Source organism: Aeromonas sp. Y318-1, assembly GCF_027706125.1.
Lineage (GTDB): Bacteria > Pseudomonadota > Gammaproteobacteria > Enterobacterales > Aeromonadaceae > Aeromonas > Aeromonas hydrophila.
Genome location: NZ_JAPDCM010000009.1, coordinates 79,140 through 97,523, shown reverse-complemented (window position 1 = coordinate 97,523; position 18,384 = coordinate 79,140). Strand labels below are relative to the sequence as shown.

General features: G+C 64.6%; 20 protein-coding genes. 9 read left to right on the top strand and 11 right to left on the bottom strand.

Features of this window, described 5'->3' with window-relative positions; all coding sequences use genetic code 11:
* Positions 1-50 precede the first annotated feature (50 nt).
* The 3 genes from OKB87_RS14580 to OKB87_RS14570 all read right to left on the bottom strand — a co-directional run bounded on the left by OKB87_RS14580 (position 51) and on the right by OKB87_RS14570 (position 2,221).
* A complete protein-coding gene (locus tag OKB87_RS14580; protein WP_270827829.1) occupies positions 51-494 on the bottom strand; it encodes a nucleotide triphosphate diphosphatase NUDT15 in 444 nt (147 codons plus the stop codon).
* 193 nt (positions 495-687) lie between these two features.
* The gene (locus OKB87_RS14575; protein WP_270827828.1) at positions 688-1,692 is read right to left on the bottom strand and encodes an NADP-dependent oxidoreductase; all 1,005 of its coding nucleotides are present in this window, start codon (positions 1,690-1,692) and stop codon (positions 688-690) included.
* A gap of 82 nt (positions 1,693-1,774) precedes the next feature.
* Positions 1,775-2,221 carry an organic hydroperoxide resistance protein gene (locus OKB87_RS14570; RefSeq protein WP_270827827.1) on the bottom strand — a complete coding sequence of 149 codons (447 nt, stop codon included), beginning with the start codon at positions 2,219-2,221 and terminating at the stop codon, positions 1,775-1,777.
* A gap of 142 nt (positions 2,222-2,363) precedes the next feature.
* Between OKB87_RS14570 and OKB87_RS14565 the strand changes: the two genes are divergently transcribed.
* The 3 genes from OKB87_RS14565 (at position 2,364) to OKB87_RS14555 (ending at position 3,514) form a co-directional block, all read left to right on the top strand.
* On the top strand, positions 2,364-2,789 hold the full coding sequence (locus OKB87_RS14565; protein WP_270827826.1) for a MarR family winged helix-turn-helix transcriptional regulator: 426 nt from the start codon (positions 2,364-2,366) through the stop codon (positions 2,787-2,789).
* Between the two features lie 34 nt (positions 2,790-2,823).
* The gene (locus tag OKB87_RS14560; protein ID WP_044800769.1) at positions 2,824-3,051 is read left to right on the top strand and encodes a hypothetical protein; all 228 of its coding nucleotides are present in this window, start codon (positions 2,824-2,826) and stop codon (positions 3,049-3,051) included.
* A 145-nt stretch (positions 3,052-3,196) separates the two neighbouring features.
* A complete protein-coding gene (locus tag OKB87_RS14555; protein WP_005304873.1) occupies positions 3,197-3,514 on the top strand; it encodes a hypothetical protein in 318 nt (105 codons plus the stop codon).
* Positions 3,515-3,604: 90 nt separating this feature from the next.
* On the opposite strand, the gene OKB87_RS14550 is transcribed toward OKB87_RS14555, so the two are convergent.
* Positions 3,605-4,081 (bottom strand): Lrp/AsnC family transcriptional regulator, encoded by a 477-nt coding sequence (locus tag OKB87_RS14550; protein WP_005304871.1) that lies wholly within the window; start codon positions 4,079-4,081, stop codon positions 3,605-3,607.
* Positions 4,082-4,198: 117 nt separating this feature from the next.
* Here OKB87_RS14550 and OKB87_RS14545 point away from each other — a divergent pair, with 117 nt between their 5' ends.
* Positions 4,199-4,414 (top strand): hypothetical protein, encoded by a 216-nt coding sequence (locus OKB87_RS14545; RefSeq protein ID WP_123785047.1) that lies wholly within the window; start codon positions 4,199-4,201, stop codon positions 4,412-4,414.
* Here OKB87_RS14545 and OKB87_RS14540 read toward each other — a convergent pair.
* Positions 4,390-5,010, bottom strand: coding sequence for a helix-turn-helix transcriptional regulator (locus OKB87_RS14540; RefSeq protein ID WP_270827825.1), 621 nt, complete (start codon positions 5,008-5,010; stop codon positions 4,390-4,392). The genes OKB87_RS14545 and OKB87_RS14540 overlap by 25 nt on opposite strands.
* Positions 5,011-5,176: 166 nt before the next feature.
* Here OKB87_RS14540 and OKB87_RS14535 point away from each other — a divergent pair, with 166 nt between their 5' ends.
* Positions 5,177-6,418 (top strand): MFS transporter, encoded by a 1,242-nt coding sequence (locus OKB87_RS14535; protein WP_113995059.1) that lies wholly within the window; start codon positions 5,177-5,179, stop codon positions 6,416-6,418.
* A gap of 379 nt (positions 6,419-6,797) precedes the next feature.
* Entirely contained in the window at positions 6,798-7,619 is an 822-nt protein-coding gene (locus tag OKB87_RS14530) for a Cof-type HAD-IIB family hydrolase (RefSeq protein WP_041216541.1), read from the top strand.
* Positions 7,620-7,669: 50 nt separating this feature from the next.
* On the opposite strand, the gene OKB87_RS14525 is transcribed toward OKB87_RS14530, so the two are convergent.
* On the bottom strand, positions 7,670-8,233 hold the full coding sequence (locus tag OKB87_RS14525; RefSeq protein WP_011707344.1) for a DUF2799 domain-containing protein: 564 nt from the start codon (positions 8,231-8,233) through the stop codon (positions 7,670-7,672).
* Positions 8,234-8,441: 208 nt separating this feature from the next.
* Between OKB87_RS14525 and OKB87_RS14520 the strand changes: the two genes are divergently transcribed.
* Complete coding sequence (locus tag OKB87_RS14520; RefSeq protein ID WP_011707343.1) at positions 8,442-9,281, top strand: isopenicillin N synthase family dioxygenase; 840 nt, start codon at positions 8,442-8,444, stop codon at positions 9,279-9,281.
* Between the two features lie 214 nt (positions 9,282-9,495).
* Positions 9,496-10,809 carry a sodium-dependent transporter gene (locus OKB87_RS14515; RefSeq protein ID WP_011707342.1) on the top strand — a complete coding sequence of 438 codons (1,314 nt, stop codon included), beginning with the start codon at positions 9,496-9,498 and terminating at the stop codon, positions 10,807-10,809.
* Here OKB87_RS14515 and OKB87_RS14510 read toward each other — a convergent pair whose 3' ends face one another.
* A complete protein-coding gene (locus tag OKB87_RS14510) occupies positions 10,810-11,526 on the bottom strand; it encodes a substrate-binding periplasmic protein (protein WP_270827824.1) in 717 nt (238 codons plus the stop codon).
* A 450-nt stretch (positions 11,527-11,976) separates the two neighbouring features.
* On the opposite strand from OKB87_RS14510, the gene OKB87_RS14505 reads away from it, so the two are divergent.
* On the top strand, positions 11,977-13,290 hold the full coding sequence (locus tag OKB87_RS14505) for a sodium-dependent transporter (protein WP_049048160.1): 1,314 nt from the start codon (positions 11,977-11,979) through the stop codon (positions 13,288-13,290).
* 33 nt (positions 13,291-13,323) lie between these two features.
* Here OKB87_RS14505 and OKB87_RS14500 read toward each other — a convergent pair whose 3' ends face one another.
* The 4 genes from OKB87_RS14500 to OKB87_RS14485 form a co-directional block, all read right to left on the bottom strand.
* A complete protein-coding gene (locus tag OKB87_RS14500; protein ID WP_270827823.1) occupies positions 13,324-14,949 on the bottom strand; it encodes a hypothetical protein in 1,626 nt (541 codons plus the stop codon).
* A gap of 110 nt (positions 14,950-15,059) precedes the next feature.
* Entirely contained in the window at positions 15,060-15,785 is a 726-nt protein-coding gene (locus tag OKB87_RS14495) for a DUF3142 domain-containing protein (protein ID WP_270827822.1), read from the bottom strand.
* A complete protein-coding gene (locus tag OKB87_RS14490) occupies positions 15,755-17,815 on the bottom strand; it encodes a hypothetical protein (protein WP_270827820.1) in 2,061 nt (686 codons plus the stop codon). Before OKB87_RS14490 ends, OKB87_RS14495 begins: the two co-directional genes overlap by 31 nt.
* Positions 17,816-17,908: 93 nt before the next feature.
* Positions 17,909-18,373: a hypothetical protein gene (locus OKB87_RS14485; RefSeq protein WP_270827819.1), complete on the bottom strand. Its 465-nt coding sequence runs from the start codon at positions 18,371-18,373 to the stop codon at positions 17,909-17,911.
* Positions 18,374-18,384 lie beyond the last annotated feature (11 nt).

Below are 18,384 nucleotides of genomic sequence, written 5' to 3'. Positions count from 1 at the left end.
CTGGTTGTGGCAGATAGCAACGATTCGCCAGCCAGCCAGCAGGCGATGGTCTATGGGGTGGGCTGGTTTGGCGTCGGCAGATAGCAACGACCGGCGAGCCAGCAGGCTATCGATTGGCGGCTGGCATCGAAGTGGGGCTCCGGCAGATTGCGCGGATCGCACCAGACCCAGCCTTCGCACTTCTCCGGCTCCAGCAGCTGGGGCTCTCCCTCTACCTCGGCCAGCAGGGTGACCGAGACATAGTGCAGGCCGCTCTCACGCCAGGTCTCCAGGTTGTTGGTGACGGCGATGACGCTGGGGTTGTTGATCTGAAAACCGGTCTCTTCGGTCACCTCCCGGATCGCTGCCGATTCGAACGTCTCTCCCAGCTCCAGATGGCCGCCGGCGATGGACCAGTAGGGGGCGTGGCTGCCCTTGCGTTTGCCAAGCAGCACCTGGCCCTGGCGGTTGGTGAGGATCACGCCGACACCGACGCGGGGATAGGGAGTAGACATAAGAAGGGCTCCTTGCTGAGGGGGGGGAATGGGTTGGTCAGGATCACTCTGTCATCGACCGCCGACGCGGGGATTGTGAGTAGACATATGAGCTCCTTGCAAAGACGAGACAGACCATGAAAAACGGGCCCACCTTAGGGCGGATGGGCCCGTCATGCAAGCAGTCTGCGGCGTCAGGCGCCAGTGCTGCGGATCACGCCAGCTTGACCAGCATCTTGCCGGTGTTGCGCCCCTCGAACAGCCCGATGAAGGCCTGCGGCATGCTGGCGAGCCCCTGATAGACGGTCTCTTCGGCCTGCAGGGTGCCGGCGTCGAAGGCCGGGGTCACCTCGGCCAGAAACTCGCCGTAGTGCTGCCAGTGATCGAACACGATCAGCCCCTGCATGGTGAGGCGCTTGCGGATCACCTGGGAGAGGTTGCGCGGGCCGCTCGCCTCGCTCTGGCCGTTGTACTGCTCGATGAGGCCGCACATCACGATGCGACCGTGCACCACCATGTGGTTGAGGGCGGCGTCCAGCATGGCGCCCCCCACGTTCTCGAAGTAGACGTGGATCCCCTCCGGTGCCAGCCGGGCCAGCTCGGCATCGAGATCCGGGGTCTCACGGTAGTTGATCACCTCGTCGGCCCCCAGGCTCTTGAGGTAGGCCACCTTGTCGGCCGACCCGGTGGAGCCGATGACGCGGGCCCCTGCCCGTTTGGCGAGCTGGACTGCCATGGTGCCGACGGCGCCGGAGGCGGCCGACACCAGCACGGTTTCCCCGGCCTGCAGTTTGGCGATGCGGTTGAGCCCGGTCCAGGCGGTCATGCCCGGCATGCCGAGGGCGCCGAGAAAGAGCTGGGGCGGCAAGCGGGTGTCGGGCAGTCTGGTCAGCTGGGCGCCGTTGGCGACGAAGCGATCGCGCCAGCCCAGCATGCTGCTCACCCGGTCGCCCACTGCGAAGTCCGGGTGACGGGAGGCTTCCACCACGCCGATGGCGCCGCCATCGAGGGGGCCGTTGAGGGGAAAGGGCGGCACATAGCTCTTGGCTTCGCTCATGCGACCGCGCATGTAGGGATCCACCGACAGCCACTGGTTGGCGACCCGCACCTCTCCTTCTTGCAGCTCGGGCAGAGCCACCTCGGTCAGGGTGAAATCGGCCAGGCTGGGCAGGCCGACCGGGCGACGCAGCAGCTGGATCTGATGGCTGGACTGATTCATGGTTTTTTCTCCAGTGTGAGGGGGGTTGGCAACCTGCGAGTCGCCAGCATGGCTATTTCCAAGGGATTGAGGCTGAACGGGTTCACGCCGTTTCATCCAGCGGGACGCCGTTGAGCAGCAGCCGAGTGACCACATTGCCCCGCATGGCGTTGGAGAAGGGGCAGGTCTGGTGGGCCAGCCGCACTATCTGCTCGGCCTGCGCCGCCTGTTCAGGTTGGGTCGTGGCGAGCGCTACGTCCAGCGTGATGGCGAAGTTGAAGCGGCCATCGTCCAGCGCCAGCAACTCGACTCCGGCGGTGACGGGAGCACTGGATAGGGGCGCATCCAGTTTGTGGGCCACGTGGATCAGCGCATTGGAGAAGCAGGCGGCATAACCGGCGGCCAGCAGCTGCTCCGGGTTGTTGCCCTTGCCATTGCCGCCGAGGGCGGTCGGCAGGGCCAGTGCCAGCTGCAGGCTGTTGTCCAGGGTGTGAACCTCACCGTTGCGGCCGGCCTGGGCGATGGCTTGAGTGCGATAGAGCGTCTTCATGTCGGGGTCTCTGATTTTGTTTGTGTGCAAAGTAAATCCAGACTAATCCCGAAAATGCGGGCTGACAACTATTTTGTGTGCAAATTATTCGACCCCCGATTTTCCTGGGGTATACTGGCCCCAGTCGTCAGCGAGGTGCCCCATGAGTGAATTGAAAAAGCAGGTCTGTTTTGCCCTCTATAGCGCCTCCAACGCGGTGATGCGGGCCTATCGGCCGCTGCTGGACAAGCTGGATCTCACCTACACCCAGTATCTGGTGATGCTGTCGCTGTGGGCGCGGGACGAGGTCAGCCTCAAGGAGATCGGTCAGGAGACCGGGCTGGATGCGGGCACCCTGACCCCCATCGTCAAGCGGCTGGAGAGCAAGGGCTGGTTGACCCGCACCATCTCCAGCGAGGATGAGCGGCAAAAATGCATCGGCCTGACCGAGGCGGGACGTCAGCTGCAGCAGGAGGTCAGGGAGTGTTGTCTGGCGGACAACTTGCGCAATCAGGTGGATCTGGCCGATGCTGAACTGGCCCAGCTCAAGCAGCTCTGCGATCGCATCTCGGCCCAGCTGGGGCGTTGAGTGCGGCCCATCCATCCAGCCTGAGGATCACCCGATGAAACTTCTGTTGCCCCTGTTTGCCCTGTTGCTGACCGCCTGCAGTGCCGGTTCCCATGCCCCTTCGATGGCCATCGACGATGCCGATGCCTGGCAGGCTATCTGCAAGGACGGTACCCGGGTGCGGGCCGTGGTGGAGGAGGGGATCTGCGCGGATCATCGCGGTGTTGCCATGTGGACGAATAAGCCAAGAGCCGCACGGATGGCAGAGGAAGCCGCCAAATAGTGTGATCCAGGCGCCATAAAATGACACAACCGGCCGACTGACCGGTTTTTTTCGCGATCCCGTCGGCACTTTGCCATCTTGTTCATGGTGCGCTCAGTTTTCTCTTCCCATACTGGCCCTACAGTTCCAAAAGAGGAGAGACGAGATGCAATCATCGTTGGTTGGGCTCTCCATTCTGTGGGGGCTGGCCAGTTTTGGTGTTCAGGGGGATTTCATCGAGAGCCGTGATTCCGTTGCGCCATCCTGGCAAGCCGAGTCCAGAGTGGAGATGGAAGGTTATCTGATCGAGTCGCTGGGTGAAGATCGCTGGCTGTTCGACAACGGCAGCGAGAGCCTGCTGGTCTCCCTGCCCCAGGGGCAGTGGGTGCCGACCGGCGAGCGGCTGCGGGTCAGCGGCGAGCCCCAGCAGGAGCAGGCCGGCTGGCTGTTGCAGGTACAGGATGTCAGCCAGGTAGCGGTCTGAGTACAGGTCGCTGACTGCAGATATAAAGAAGAGGAGGCCACTGGCCTCCTCTTCTTTTATCCGCCCTGATCCGATGATCAGGGCCGGCGGTCAGCCCAGATGGTTGAGTGGCAGCGCCGTCTTGTGCTTGATCCGGCGCAGCACGAAGCTGGAGCGCACCCCGGTCACCCCCGGAATGTGGGTCAGCTTGTCCAGCAGGAAGTGCTGGTAGTGTTCCATGTCCCGCACCACCACCTTGAGCTGGTAGTCGGCGTCGTTGCCGGTGATGAGGTCACACTCGAGCACTTCGGGCAGCTCACTGATGGCGCGGTCAAAATTTTCGAACCGCTCCGGGGTGTGCCGGTCCATGGAGATGTGAATGTAGGCGGTGAGGGTCAGCCCCAGCTGGCGGGCGTTGAGCAGAGTGACGTGGGTGTCGATGAGACCGGCATCCTCCAGCGCCTTGACCCGGCGGGAGCAGGGGGAGGGGGAGAGCCCGACCAGCTCGGCCAGCTCCAGGTTGCTGATGCGGCCATTCTCCTGCATCAACTCCAGAATATGCCTGTCTATGCGATCAAGTTTCAGCATTCTCCGTTCCTCGTTGCAATTATTAATTCACTTTTCCTAGATTAAGGGTGAACTATTGCAAAAACAACTGAAAATACATGCTACTTCGCAACCACTCACCGGGCCGGCAGGGATACCATGGTTACATCTTCCGGTGGCAAGACAGAAACCCAACCCGGTCTCTGTGGTGAAGGACCTTACCGGGTCAACAACCCCATCAGCCGTCTCACCTTATCGGGCAACGACGGGCTGGAACGAGAGCATCCCCTCCCCGAAGGCAACAAAGCAGGCATCCCGGCGCCTGCTTTGTTGTTTCTGGCGTTTGCGGATCAGGGCTGCGGCCTGATGCGATAGAGGCAGCGGTGATCCCCCTCCAGCAGATACTGCTCCCGCTCCACCCCGGCCGGCGCCAGCAAGCGGCGAAACATCTCCAGCTCGCTGCGACAAAAACCCCGGCAGGCCCGCGCCGCCGCGCAGATGGGGCAGTGGCTCTCCCACAACAGCCAGCTGCCATCCTCCTCCTGGCGAAAATCCGCCATATAGCCCTCTCGTGTACGCTGCGCCGTCAGTGCCGCCAGCCTGTCGGCCAGCGCCGGTTGGATCAGCTCGGCCTGATAGCGGGCGAGCTGCTGCTGCTCCCGCTGGGCGATCAGCCGCTCCATGCCCACCTCGCCAAACAGCTGCTGGATGTTGTCGATAAGCTGCAGCGTCAGTTCGCTGTGGCTGTCGGGGAAGCGTTGCCAGGCCTGTTCGGTCAAGTGCCACAAGCGTACCGGTCGACCGCGCCCGCGGGCCTCGTCGTTGAAGCTCACCCAGCCGTCCGCCTCCAGCGTCATCAGGTGCTGGCGAGCCCCCATGGAAGTCATCTGCAACTGCTCTCCCAGCTCGGCGGCGCTCTGTGGCCCGTGGCTCTTGAGCAGAAACAGTATCTTGTCGGTGCTGGCGTTCATGGCAAGGCTCTCATCGTCGGCAGGTGCGGCCGCTTGCGCGGCTGCGGTTCTGGCATGGATAAGAGCATTATGGGGAGGGGGATTTTTTAAATCAACATTTCGCTTTACTTAATCTGGTTTGATTGCCAACATAAATAAACCAATGACTTTATTTAATGGGGCAAACATGGAAGGGATCAAGGGGCAGGCCAGCCTGTGGGTATTGGTGATGACGGTGACGCTGGCGGTGGCGGGCTTCAGTCTGCCGTCTCCGGTGCTGGCGCCGCTGTTGCTGGATCCGGCCCAGGGCATGCTGACACCGGAAGCGTCGGACTGGAGCCGCAAGGTGTGGCTGGGGGTCATCATGGGGCTCTATCCGCTGTTTCAACTGGTAGGGGCTCCCTGGCTCGGCAAGCTCTCCGATCGCCATGGCCGCAAGCCGGTGCTGACCCTGTGTCTGGTGGGCGTGCTGGTGGGCTACGCCCTGATGGCGCTGGGGATCGCCTGGCGTTCTTTGCCGCTGCTGTTGCTGAGCCGGGTGGTGGAGGGCTTCTTCAACGGTGACATCGCCATCGTGCAGGCCATGGCGGCCGACATGAGCACCGCCAAAACCAAGGCGCGCAGCTTCGCCTGGATCAACATCGGCATGAACCTGGGCTGGGTGGTGGGCCCCATGATCGGTGGCTATGCCGCCGTGGTGTCCGGCGATTACAGCCTGGCGGCCTGGCTGGCGGTGGCCATGACCCTGGTCAACCTGCTGCTGGTGCTCTGGCTGCTGCCCAATCGGCCGGCGGCGGCCCGCAGTGAGCAGCCGGCACCGGCTCTCTCTTCCCGCCAGCTGCTGCTGCAACCGGCGCTGCTGCCCTACTTCGTGCTGACTCTGCTCAGCTACGGCGCGGTGCAGCTCTACTTCACCTACTTCAACGTCTGGCTGGTGGAGCGGCTGGCCTGGGATCCGGTGCAGCTGGCGCAGGCCGCCGTGCTGGTGAGCGTGCCCATGATCCTGGGATCCTGGCTGGGCTCACGTCTGGCTCGTCATTGGCGTGGCAGCAGTCTGGGGGTGGTCGGCCATCTGGTGATGGCGGCGGGCATGCTGATGTTCGTGCTGCCCGGCCACTGGTGGGGGCTGGCTCTCACCTTTATTCCCACCGGTATCGGCATGAGCCTGGGAGAGCTGGCGACCTCGGTGGCGGTCTCCAACCGCAGCCATGCCGAGCAGCAGGGGCAGGCGATGGGGCTCTATCGCGGGCTGGCGGTGGGCAGCGAGATCCTGGCGGTGGTGGTCGGCAGTCTGGTGCTGCTGGCGGGCACCGAGTGGCCCTTCTATCTGGCGGCGCTGTGCAGCCTGCTCTGTGCCATCGGCTTCTATGGCCTGCGCCGGGCGGCGGATCGGCGGCAGCGGCTCGACGTCCAGGTAGAAGCCGGCTGACGGGATCACAGAATGACGCGGAGGGGGCAACCGGTGCTTGCATCGTGGCGCCGACTCTGGGACGGTATGGCTCTTTGCCTTGCTTGCCCGATCGCCCGGTGCTCCCTTGCTCCATCATACACCTTGCGATAATCAGCCTTTGGCGGTGGCATGAATCGTTATCAGGCCATTACGTTGAAAGCGGGTTGGTATGGCGCCGCATTCGTTTCGACATGTTGGCGGTGACATGAGTCGTTTTCAGGCCATTGCACTGGAAGCGGGACTGTATGGCACCCCAGCCGTTTCGACACTCTTGGAGGTGACATGAGTTGTTTTCAGGCCATTGCACTGGAAGCGGGACTGTATGGTACCCCAGCCGTTTCGACATTTTGGAGGTGATATGAGTCGTTTTCAGGCCATTGCGTTGGATATGGACGGTACCCTGCTGACCCGGGATCACAAAATCTCGTCCGCCACCCGGGCCGCGCTGGCCCAGGCCCGCGCCCACGGCATCAAGGTGCTGCTGGTGACGGGGCGCCACTTCATGACGGCCCGTCCTTTCCATCACGAGCTGGCCCTCGACACCCCCATCATCTGCAGCAACGGCGCCTACCTCTATGATCCGGTACAGGAGCAGATCCTGGTCGGGGATCCGCTGGCGGTGGCTCCCCTCAGCCGGCTGCTGGCGGAGGTGCAGGCGCACCAGATGGGGGCCCTGTTTCACCTCGACGAGGGGATCGGCTACCTGGGCTGCGAGGAGCATGTGACCCGGATGCGCCACTGGTCGGCGACCCAGCCGGATCATCTCAAGATCTCCCTGCTGCCGGCGGAGGATCTGGCGAGCTGGCTCAGCCGGCCGGTCTGGAAGCTGGAGCTGTTCAATCAGGATCCCGCCCTGCTCCATCACTTCATGGCAGAGGTGGTCGAACAGTTGCCCTTTACCCGTGACTGGGCGGCGCCCTATGCGGTGGAGCTGGTGCAACCCGGCTGCAGCAAGGGCAACCGGCTGGCCCAGTGGGCGGCGAGCGAGGGGATCGCGATGGAGAACGTGGTGGCGTTTGGTGACAACAACAACGACATCAGCATGTTCGAGCAGGTGGGGCTGGCGGTGGCCATGGGCAACGCGGCGTCACAGATCCAGGCGCTGGCGGATCGGGTCACCGCCGATCACAACGAAGATGGCATCGCGCTGGCGCTGCAGCGCTGGGTCTTGCCCGCCTGAGGGACAGAAACAGCAACAGGAAGGGGCCATGTCGGCCCCTTTTTTGTTTGTCAGTTCCCGAAGGAGAACTGGATCACCCGATCCGGGAAGCGGATCCGGTTGTAGTCACGGCGCAGCCCCTCGTAGTGACGGATGGCGCGTTCGCGCTGGGCGCGGTAGTAGTCGCGCTGCTTGCTGTCGTTCTCGTTGCGGATCTGGCGCTCCAGCGTCTCGATGTCGCGCTCGGTCCGCTCCATGTCGCTCTTGAGATCGCTGAGCTGTTTTTCCACCAGGTACTCCTGGCGGCCGCGATCGTACTGGGTCAGGAAGCTGGCATCGTTGGGACAGACGCCCTGATACTCGGCGCCGGACTTGCCCTTGCTGTAGGCGAGCTCCGGAATGCAGTAGAGCTCCAGCCCCTTGGCATATCCCCGTTTCCACTCCGCCTCGTCCACCTTGAGGCCGTATTCGCCGCAGGTCGAGACGTAGTCACGGGTGGCGGCCCGGGTCTTGCCCTGCTCGCCGTCCTGATAACCCAGGTTGTACCAGCTCATGGTGCGGCACTCTTCTTCCGACAGCGAGCTGCAACCGGCGAGCAGGAAAGGTAGGGTCAGCAACAGGATCTTGGGGGACATGGACGACGGGCTCCGAGAGGGATGATGGGGGCATTCTAGAGAGGATGCCGGGGCAGGACAAGGGATGAAAAACGGTGTTGGCCGGCGCCGTTTTCTGAGCGGTTTGTCACTATTTGCGCGGGCTGGCGGCGTGGCGGCCCGCGCCCTTTCCTTGTTGCCGGTCACGGGGTAAACTGCGCCATCATTTAACTGGCGCGTAACAAAAACAATGAAAGTCCTGACCGTCGATTACCGCTCGCCCGATGCGGCGCAGCGCTTCACCGAATCCCTGCGGACCACCGGCTTCGGGGTACTGACCAATCACCCCATCCCGAAAGAGCTGGTGCAGTCCATCTATGACAACTGGTATCGCTTCTTCATGAGCGAGCAGAAGCAGGATTTTCTGTTCAATCGCGAGACCCAGGACGGCTACTTCCCGCCGTCGGTGTCCGAGGTGGCCAAGGGCCACAGCCAGAAGGACATCAAGGAGTACTTCCACCTCTACCCCTGGGGCCAGATGCCGGCCGAGCTGAAAGAGCAGGCGATGGAGTACTACCGCCTCGCCAACAACCTGGCGGCCGAGCTGCTGGGCTGGGTCGAGCAGTACACCCCGAGCGACATTGCCGCCCACTACAGCTGCCCGCTCTCCTCCATGATCGAAGAGAGCCAGAAGACTCTGCTGCGGGTGCTGCACTACCCGCCGTTCGACGGCACCGAGGAGCCGGGTGCCATCCGCGCCGCCGCCCATGAAGACATCAACCTGCTGACCATACTGCCTGCCGCCAACGAGCCGGGCCTGCAGGTGAAGGGGTCCGACGGCGAGTGGATGGACGTGCCGTGCGATTTTGGCACCCTCATCATCAACATCGGTGACATGCTGCAGGAAGCCTCCCACGGCTATTACCCCTCCACCACCCACAGGGTCATCAACCCGACCGGTGGCAGCGCCGCTAAGTCCCGCATCTCCCTGCCGCTGTTCCTCCATCCGCGCCCGGACGTGGTGCTCTCCGAGCGTCACACCGCCCACAGCTACCTGATGGAGCGGCTGCGGGAGCTGGGGGTGATCTAGTCCCCAACGCTGGTTCACCACCCTGTAAAACCGGAGCAAAATTGCTCCGGTTTTTATTTGTTGGCAGGATTGCGCGTTAAATAGAATTTAATTAGGTAATGCTGCCAATAATGCGCGCTTTATCCAAATAAGCGGCGTTGTGATTGCGCAGCCCCACCCGTACTCTGAGCGTCATTTTGGGCCCCTTGTGGCGGGCCCCACGGTTGGAGTTCTTATGAAGCAGTCCCAATGGTCATCCCGGCTCGGTTATATCCTGGCCGCCGCCGGTTCCGCAGTCGGTCTCGGCGCTATCTGGAAGTTCCCCTATGTGACGGCCGCCAACGGTGGCGGCGCCTTCCTGCTGGTGTTTCTGCTGTTCAGCTTCACCCTGGGGGTGGCGGTGCTGATGGGGGAGACCTTGCTCGGCAGCCTGAGCCGGCGCGGGGTGGTAGGGGCCTTCGGTGCACTGATGGGCAAGCGCTGGCGCTGGGTCGGCGCCATGGGGCTGCTCAGCAGCCTGCTCATCTACAGCTTCTACAGCGTGGTGGGTGGCTGGACCCTGGGCTACACCGGCATGGCGCTGGCGGGCAGTCTGCAGCACGGTGACGGCGCGGCCCTCACCGCCCGTTTCAACGACTATGTGGGGGATCCGCTCTGGCCGGTGCTGACCCATCTGCTGTTTGCCGGGCTCACCTGGTGGTTCGTGCAGGGAGGCGTGCAGAAGGGGGTGGAGCGCACCCTGCGCTGGATGATGCCGGCCCTGTTCATCATGATCCTGATGCTGGTGGCCTTCGGCCTCACCCTGCCCAACGCCATGGCCGGGGTGCGCCACTTCCTGATGCCGGATTTCAGCAAGCTCGGCATGTCCGGCGTGCTCGACGCCATGGGGCTGGCGTTCTTCTCCCTCTCCATCGGCCTTGGCATTCACACCACCTATGGCGCCTACCTGCCCTCCAGTGACGGGGTCGGCCGCTCCAGCCTCTGGGTGGTGCTGCTGGCAAGCCTCATCGCCGTGCTGGCGGGCTTGATGATCTTCCCGGTGCTGGCAGCGACCGGCATCGATCCCGCCTCCGGCCCGGGTCTCACCTTCATGACCATGCCGGCGGTGTTCCAGCAGTTGCCGTTCGGCCAGGGGCTGGCGGTGGTGTTCTTCGCCTTGCTGGTGGTGGCGGCGCTGTCGTCGGCCATCTCGCTGCTGGAACACCTGCAGTGCTTCGTCAGCGAGAGCCTGGGCTGGTCACGACGGGCCGCCTGCGGCCTCATCACCGCGCTGGTGATGGCGGGCGGCATTCCGGTCAGCCTGTCGTTCGGTCCCTGGGCGCAGGTGACCCTGTTTGGCAAGAACATCTTCGAGCTGCTCGATTTCGTCACCTCCAACCTGATGATGCCCATGTTCGGGTTGGCGCTCACCCTGCTGCTGGGTTGGAAACTGGGGCGCCAGGCGCTGCCCGCCGGGCTGGCACTGCACTGGCGTACCCTGGTGATGGGCTGCTGGCGCTGGCTGGCGCCGCTGCTGATCGGCGGCATCCTGGTGCGCGGGCTGGTGTAATCAGGGTTGGCGGGTGGGTTGCTGCGGCTGCTGGTGACGGTCTCTGACTTTGTCGATGGCCGCCTGCCAGCGGGCGATCACGGCGTCATCCTCGCTCTTCGAGAAGACGATGTAGAGCCAGTGTTCCTGCAGCAGCAGCCCTGAGTTCACCACGCTGCGGGGGGAGAACTTCATCTTGGCCAGGATGGCCGGCATGATCTGCTCCCCCATGGGGAAGGCGTCTATCTTGCCGAGCATCAGTCGTTCGATGGCATCTTCGATGGTCTGGCAGCGCACCAGATTGGTGTAGCCCTCGCGGGTGAGCAGCTCGTCATCGGCGTTGCCGAGCAGCACGCCGACCCGCGCCAGCTGGCGCAGCTGGGCCAGATCGGTCAGCGGCTGGCTGCCCCTGGCCTGGTAGATCACCACCCGGTTCAGAAACAGCGGCCCCACCCACTTGAACTGGGGTTCCCGCTGGGGCGTGCGCAGAATGACGAACAGGGCGAAGCCGGGCTCGACCCGGGTCAGCGCCAGCGCCCGCTTGAGGGGGTAGATCTTGATGGGATAGTCGACCCCCATCTCCTGCTGGGCCTCCTGCACCAGTTGTACCGCCAGTCCGCCGAGCTTGCCGTCGCTGGTATGGGTAAAGGGGGGCAGTTCGTGGCTGAGCAGGGTCAGCGGGGGTTGCGTGGCCTGTGCCAGGCCGGGCAACAGTAGCCAGGGCAGCAGCCATTTCATCCAGTATCCGGTCAGGTGCGTCACGTCGGTACATCCATGTTGCGCAAGGGAGTGGCAGGGCAGGTCGGTCCCATCCGGTTAGCTCGAACCCGCTCAAACTAAGACCATTATCGTTCAAAGACGTGGGCGGAGAAGCTGCGGCGCTGATTTTTGGCGCCGGCCGGGTGAAAACAAGATTTTTTTGACCGCATGAAAAAAAGTTTGGTTATGTTGTGTCAATTTTTCTTTCCATGATTTAGGCTGTGATCCCTTTTCAGCATTCAGATCAGATTATTCATGTCACGTCGCGTTGCCCTGTTCGGTCGATTTTTTAGCTCGCAAGAGAGGTGACCTTGCACGCGCAGCTTGTCTGAATGTTCATTGCAAAGGTCGCCACCAGGCGGCCTTTTTTGTTGCCCCGCCCAGGCGGTTACCCATGGAGTATCGAATGTTGTCTTGCCCGGAGGTTGTATGAGCCAGGTTCAGTGGTCTTCCCGTATCGGTCATGTGCTGGCAGCCGCCGGTTCGGCGATCGGCCTTGGCGCCATCTGGAAGTTTCCCTATGTGACTGCCACCAACGGCGGCGGTGCCTTCTTGCTGATGTTTCTGCTGTTCAGCTTCACCCTGGGGGTGGCCGTGCTGGTGGGTGAGACCCTGCTCGGCAGCCGCAGCCAGCGCGGGGTGCTCGGTGCCTTCCACAAGCTGGTGGGGCCGAACTGGCGCTGGATGGGGTACATGGGGATCCTGTGCGGCTTCTTCATCTACAGCTTCTACAGTGTGGTGGGTGGCTGGACCGTGGGTTACGCGGCGCTGGCGGTGAGCGGGCAGCTCAACCTGAGCGAGGGCACGGCGCTGACCGCCTTGTTCAACGGCTATGTCAGCCACCCCTGGTGGCCGGTGTTGACCCATCTGGTGTTTGCCGGCCTCACCTGGTGGTTCGTGCAGGGGGGCCTGCAGAAGGGGGTGGAGCGGGCGCTGCGCTGGATGATGCCGGCTCTGTTCGTGATGATGATGCTGCTGGTGGTGACTGGCCTCTCCATGCCCGGCGCCATGGCCGGGGTGCGCCAGTTCCTGCTGCCGGACTTCTCCATGCTGACCGGCCAGGGCGTGCTGGACGCGCTGGGGCTGGCCTTCTTCTCCCTATCCATCGGGCTTGGCGTGCACACCACCTATGGTGCCTATCTGCCCAGCAGCGAGGGCGTGCTGCGCTCCGGCGTCTGGGTCGTGACCCTGGCGAGCCTCATCTCGGTGCTGGCGGGGTTGATGATCTTCCCGGTGCTGGCCTCCACCGGTATTGACCCGACTGCCGGGCCTGGGCTCACCTTCATGACCATGCCGGCGGTGTTCAACCATCTGCCGTTCGGCCAGGGGCTGGCGGTGGTGTTCTTCCTGCTGCTCTTGGTGGCGGCGCTCTCCTCCTCCATCTCCATGCTGGAGCACCTGGTGCGCTTCACCACCGAGGAGTGGGGCTGGTCGCGGCGCGGCGCCTGCCGGGTGCTGACCCTGCTGATCATGGCCTCCGGCATTCCGGTCAGCCTGTCGTTCGGGCCCTGGAGCGAGCTGACCCTGTTCGGCAAGACCATCTTCGATCTGCTGGACTACCTCACCTCCAACCTGATGATGCCGCTGTTCGGTCTGGTGCTGACCCTGCTGCTGGGCTGGCGACTGGGTGAGTCCGTGCTGCCTGCCGGTCTGTCGCCGCTGCTGCGCGGCTGCCTGCTCTGGTGCTGGCGGCTGGTGGCGCCGCTGCTGATCGCGGGGATCCTGGTGCGCGGGCTGCTGTAACCGCGGCCCGGCGCTGACCGAGCCTAGTTGGGCCTAGTTGGGCGGTGTGGCGGGCAGACGGGGATTGAGGTGGGAGCGGATCTGCAGCAGGGTCTTGCGGTACTCCTCGGCGTGGTGCTCCATGAAGGAGGCGCTGTGGTTGAGGCGTCGCTCCAGCCGATCCACCAGCAGGGCCACCCTGGGGGCGGCCATACCGGCCGGCCAGCACAGTTGCAGCAGCTCCAGCAGCTGCCAGGCATCGCCGGGCAGGGCGGGGAACTCCTCCTGCAGGGTCAGCGCATACTGCACGGCCAGCTGGTGCTGGCCCGCCGCGCTGGCCCGCTGCCGTTCCTGGCGCAGGTAGGTCAGCCGCAGCTCGCGCCGCTCCAGCTGTTTCATGAAATCGCCTATGACCTGCTTGAACAGCTGCTGCACCAGCGGGGCCGGGGCAACCCTGGCCTGATACTGGCTGAGCTGGCTCAGGTAGCGCTGGGCGTGGTGGGGCAGGCCGCAGAACTGGCTGACGGCAAAGCCGAGCAGCTGGTTGAGGTGGTTGTCCCGCGCGCTCTCCGGCGGGTGCTTGGCGAGCAGCAACAGGGCCTCGTCGAAGCGGTAGTCCAGGCTCAGCATCAGGGCCTGCAGCAAGGCATCCTCGTGGGCCCGCAGGGTGACCGCCTGGCTGAGGTAGCGATACTCCTGCTGCAAGGCACTGATCCGGGTGGCGCTCGGGTAGTGCCAGAGCACCGCCAGGCTGGCATTGAGGATGAAGTTCTCGATGGATACCCGGAACTTGTGATCGGCGAAGAAGCGCAGGCTGAGGGCGTTGGCCTGCTCCAGCGCCTTGCCCTCGTCCTTGAGCAGCAGCGCCAGCAGAATGGCCGCCTGGCGCCACTCCGGTTGCCAGGCCTGCTTTTGCAGCAGCAGGGTGAGCACGTCCCAGGCCCCTTCCCATTGCCGCTCGTGCAACAGACAGGCCAGCGCCAGCTCCAGTTGCAGGGGGGCAGGCAGCCGTTCCCGGTTGCGGGCCAGATCCTTGCGCGCACTCTCCAGCTTGTTCAGTCCCAGCAGGGCGTGGATCAACCCCTTGCGCGGCCACCAGGCATCGTGCTCAGTGGTGCAGACCGCGTAGTGCTGGGCGGCGTGAAAGTGATCCTGCTGCTGCAGCAGCATGTAGCCCTTGATCCTGTCCAGCAGCGGCCCCAGCTCCCGGTACTTCTGCTGTTGGTAGAGCAGGTCCTCGCACAGGGCGCAGCTGACCTGCCACTCCCGGAGCTTCATCGGGGCGGGCAGGGTGCGGGTCAGCCCGGTCAGCTGCACCAGTTCGCGCAGACTGGCGGTGAGCTGATCGGCGGTAAACGGCATGGGCAGCAACAGCGGAAAGTAGAGGTCGGAAGGGGGAAACTGCAGCTGATCGTGATCCTCGTCCAGCAACAGCAGCACGCAGCCCGGTTCGAGCAGACCCAGATAGTGGGCCTCCTGCAGCAAGCGCACCCCCTCACGGGCCTGATGGTGGTACTGGCGGCAGATGACCACATCGAACGACTGCTGGCGCAGCAGGGTGGGCAGGGTCGCCAGCTCCTTGCAGTGGGTCAGCTGGGCGGGGGTGATCCCTTGCTCATTCAGCCCTCGGGAGAGGGCCGTGCTGAGCATGGCATCATCTTCGATCAGGAGGATCTGCATCCTTGGCGCTCCTTGGCTGGTTCAGGGTACGGACAAGTATGGCATGTTGCCGGAGTCAAAGAGCTACCATGCTCGACGCCAGCCTGGGGGCGGTCAATTCCTCCCCGGTATCAGGCACCTGGCGGGTTGATGAGAAACACCACCGCGCCGCCATAGGCCGCCGAGTCGGCCAGCCTGCTTTCCCAAGTTTGATCCCACTCGCCTCCTTGCACCAGCCCCACCTTGAAGGGCAGGGTCAGCCGCGTCAGCGCCTGCAGGTAGCGGGCGTAGCCCGGCTCGGTGCGGCGGCCGCGATAGGTCTGCACCACCAGCTCGTCGACCACGCCGGCGAGGGCGTTGAGGGTCGCCACATCGCCGGTGCGGGTCCAGTCCAGCAGGCCGGTGATGCTGATGGCGCAGTCGGCGGGCAGCTGGCGACGGAGCTGGCGCAGGAAGTCGCCATAGTCCGCCAGCCGGTGGGTGCGGGCATCAAAATCGATCTGGACGCCGCGCACCCCATTGCCTTTGCGCTGCCAGGCCGCCAGCTGGTTGGTCAGGTTCTTGAGCAGGGCCTCATCCCAGTCGAGCCGCTCCACCCGGTAGGCGAGCCAGAGCTCCTTTACCGGCAGCTTGCTCGGCGCTATGCCTTGCCCCTGAAAACGCACGGGCTGGCGCGCATCGAGCGGGCCTATCTCCCCCTGATGCAGATAGAGCCGCTCGGCCTGCTGCAGCACAGGCTGGGGCCTGACCCCGGCCCACAGCCAGAACTGGCGGTAGTGGCTCGCCTCGACGGCGGCGCTGGTCTCGGCGCCCAGCAGCGCCAGCATCACCAGTAATATTTGAGCTGCTTGGCCCACTGGCTCGTTCCGTACTGGCGTTTGAGGGTGTTGAACCAGCCCTTGCGCTGGCTGAGGGGGATCTCTTGGCTGCCGCAGCTGTTGTTGCCGCTCGGGGCATAGCAGTTGATGGCGCGGTAGAGGGCGTAGGCCTTCTCCTCCTTGGCGGCCTTGGGGTGGGCGATCACCTGTTGATACCAGTCGAGCCGGCTGCGCTGCTGGCCGGCAAACAGATCCCGGCTGCCCGCCAGGGTGTCGGCGCCCGGCCGCTGCAGGAGTGGATCCCAGTCCAGCCCCTGGCTCAGGAAAAACTCGCCGAGGCAGTTGAGCGCCCTGGGGGATTTGGGGTTGTCCGCCAGGGTGGTGACCACCGCCGTGAGTGCCGGGCACTGATACTCCTGGCTCCCTTGCCAGTCGAACGGGGCGGCCAGCGGGGCCAGCGCCAGATCCTGCAGGAAGCCCTGGTAGTCGCCGTGGGTCAGCTGCTTGTAGCGCAGGGTGTGGCCGGCGCGCTGGCGCAGGGTGTCGGAGGCCTGCTCATCCTGCACCATGCGGCGCAGCAGCGGGGCCGGTGCCACGTACTCCAGCAGTGGAATGCGGAAGTGATCGCTCTGGATGGGGCTCTCCTTGGCGAACACCTGCTCCAGCCGGCCGGCCCGCTCCAGGGTCATGGCCAGTGCCAGCTGCAACAGCTGATCCTGCAAGGGGGTGGGCTGGCTGGCGAGCAGGGTACGCCACTGCTGCTCCGCCTCGGGCAGCGCCTGACTGGCCGCCAGCGCCATGCCCTTGAGCACCTGCTGGCTGAAGGCCAGGTTGTCGAGTGGCCCCTTGCCGAGGGCGGGAGCGGCGGCGATGACGGCGGCATAATTCTTGGCCAGATAGTAGCGCTCGGCCTGTTGCAGATAGGCGAGCCAGGCCGGGTTGCTGGCAAACTGAGCGTTCTGCTGGGCCAGTTCGCCGCTTTGCAGCGGCTGCCACTCGTCCCAGCTCTCGTGCAGCCGCAGCCGGCGCAGATCCTGCACCAGGGTCAGCTGCGGCATGGCGGCTGAGCCGGTGAAACCGGGCTGCATCAGCAGCTTGAGGTCTATTTCGTTGAGCAGCTCCGGGTTGCCCGGCTGGCGGCTCGCCTGCTGGAACAGGCTGGCCAGCGCCGCTTCGTCCCCCTTGAACCAGGCGAGCCGGCGCAGCAGCCCGTTGGCGGAGTCCAGATAGCGCCCCTCTGGGTAGCGACTGCGATAGTCGGCGATGAACTGCTCGGCGCGCTGCACTGCGGCCTGGTCAATCTGGTTGCGATCCAGGGTGCCCCAGTCATCGAAGGCGCTTTGCTGGGACTGGTTGAGGGCGACCCGGATCCGCATGTAATCCGCCGTCTCTTTCAGCCAGGGCTGATCCTGCCCGGCGAGGGCGGCAAACAGCGCATCGGCCTGGGCGAACTCCCCCTGATAGAAGCGTTGGCTGGCGGCCAGGTAGTCGGCAAAGCCCTGACCGGCGGCCGACAGCGGCGTGGCCTTGGCTTCTGGCGCCGTTTCGGCTTGCTGGGCGCACTGGCCCAGCATGGCCAGCCGCTGGCGGGCCAGCTGGCTGCGCTCGTCGGCGCCAAGCGCCGGGGTGTCGGCCAGCGCTTGCAGGAAGGCTTCGGCCGCAACCGGATTGTTGCTGATGCAGCGCCCCTCGCTCCAGCCGGCGGCCCGCTCCAGGGCGGCCTGGGTGGTGTTCTGCTCGATGCCGAGACCGGCGGCCAGCGCCAGCAGGGGATCCGGCACGGCGGGGACTGGCTCGGCCTGGGTCGGGTTGAGCAGGGCCGGGTTGAGCAGATCCTCGATGGCGAAGGGCAGCGGCAGCGGCGCCTTGGGCAGCGAGAAGGCCTGCTCATCGGCCAGCAGCAACGCCAGGTTGGTGCGGGTGTCGTTGTCAGGGGAGAGGAACGGCAGCCCGTTCAGGTGGCACTGGGCGGCGGTCAGTTGCAGGGTGAGCGGCGTCTCGCAGCCATCCGGGCCGCAGGCCAGGGCGGGCAGGCTGCACAGGGCCAGCCACAGGGGAGTCAGTTTCATGGGCGCTTCCAGCAGGAGTCGGGATGCTGGCACGCTACAAGATGGCTTCGCCCCTTTCAACTGACCATAGGGGCAGGTCGGCCGGCGGCGGGCCTACTGCAGACCGGGCCCTTTGGCCGAAAAGGGGCAGTCGCGCTGCTGGATCAGTTGCTCCCCCGAGCCCGCCGCCCCCTGCCAGTGCAGGGTGAGCTGGCCGAGGCGGCCCAGGTGGCGCAGTTCGAACTCGTAGCGCAGGCAGGGTTCGGTGAGGGGCAGGCTGGCCATGCCGGCCGGCAGTTGGTAGTCGTAGCGCAGCAGGGGGCCGTCTGTCAGCGTGCTGCGGCTGGGCAGCAGCCCCTGCTCCGTGGGGACGGGGGCGCTCAGCCGGCGGCGCAGACTCAAGGGAGCGTCGATCGCCTTCTGGTAATGGAGGCCGTTCATGGCCGCCAGCTCCTCTTCCAGCCGTTGCAACTCCCCCTCCAGCCCGCTCAGCGCGGCCCCCAGCTGTTGATGAGCGGGGGAGGCACAGCCCCCCAGCAGCAGGGTGAGGAGCAACAAGGGGGCGCGGGTCGGGTGCATGGGCTCTCCTT

Excerpts from the sequence above, each read along its gene's own strand:
- OKB87_RS14505 (WP_049048160.1), top strand. The coding sequence starts at position 11,977 with ATGAGCCAGGTTCAGTGGTCTTCCCGTATCGGTCATGTGCTGGCAGCC.
- OKB87_RS14535 (WP_113995059.1), top strand. The coding sequence starts at position 5,177 with ATGGAAGGGATCAAGGGGCAGGCCAGCCTGTGGGTATTGGTGATGACG.
- OKB87_RS14550 (WP_005304871.1), bottom strand. The coding sequence starts at position 4,081 with ATGCTGAAACTTGATCGCATAGACAGGCATATTCTGGAGTTGATGCAG.
- OKB87_RS14500 (WP_270827823.1), bottom strand. The coding sequence starts at position 14,949 with ATGCAGATCCTCCTGATCGAAGATGATGCCATGCTCAGCACGGCCCTC.
- OKB87_RS14520 (WP_011707343.1), top strand. The coding sequence starts at position 8,442 with ATGAAAGTCCTGACCGTCGATTACCGCTCGCCCGATGCGGCGCAGCGC.
- OKB87_RS14540 (WP_270827825.1), bottom strand. The coding sequence starts at position 5,010 with ATGAACGCCAGCACCGACAAGATACTGTTTCTGCTCAAGAGCCACGGG.
- OKB87_RS14510 (WP_270827824.1), bottom strand. The coding sequence starts at position 11,526 with ATGAAATGGCTGCTGCCCTGGCTACTGTTGCCCGGCCTGGCACAGGCC.
- OKB87_RS14560 (WP_044800769.1), top strand. The coding sequence starts at position 2,824 with ATGAAACTTCTGTTGCCCCTGTTTGCCCTGTTGCTGACCGCCTGCAGT.
- OKB87_RS14570 (WP_270827827.1), bottom strand. The coding sequence starts at position 2,221 with ATGAAGACGCTCTATCGCACTCAAGCCATCGCCCAGGCCGGCCGCAAC.
- OKB87_RS14545 (WP_123785047.1), top strand. The coding sequence starts at position 4,199 with ATGGTTACATCTTCCGGTGGCAAGACAGAAACCCAACCCGGTCTCTGT.
- OKB87_RS14485 (WP_270827819.1), bottom strand. The coding sequence starts at position 18,373 with ATGCACCCGACCCGCGCCCCCTTGTTGCTCCTCACCCTGCTGCTGGGG.
- OKB87_RS14575 (WP_270827828.1), bottom strand. The coding sequence starts at position 1,692 with ATGAATCAGTCCAGCCATCAGATCCAGCTGCTGCGTCGCCCGGTCGGC.
- OKB87_RS14490 (WP_270827820.1), bottom strand. The coding sequence starts at position 17,815 with ATGAAACTGACTCCCCTGTGGCTGGCCCTGTGCAGCCTGCCCGCCCTG.
- OKB87_RS14565 (WP_270827826.1), top strand. The coding sequence starts at position 2,364 with ATGAGTGAATTGAAAAAGCAGGTCTGTTTTGCCCTCTATAGCGCCTCC.
- OKB87_RS14515 (WP_011707342.1), top strand. The coding sequence starts at position 9,496 with ATGAAGCAGTCCCAATGGTCATCCCGGCTCGGTTATATCCTGGCCGCC.
- OKB87_RS14555 (WP_005304873.1), top strand. The coding sequence starts at position 3,197 with ATGCAATCATCGTTGGTTGGGCTCTCCATTCTGTGGGGGCTGGCCAGT.
- OKB87_RS14525 (WP_011707344.1), bottom strand. The coding sequence starts at position 8,233 with ATGTCCCCCAAGATCCTGTTGCTGACCCTACCTTTCCTGCTCGCCGGT.
- OKB87_RS14530 (WP_041216541.1), top strand. The coding sequence starts at position 6,798 with ATGAGTCGTTTTCAGGCCATTGCGTTGGATATGGACGGTACCCTGCTG.
- OKB87_RS14580 (WP_270827829.1), bottom strand. The coding sequence starts at position 494 with ATGTCTACTCCCTATCCCCGCGTCGGTGTCGGCGTGATCCTCACCAAC.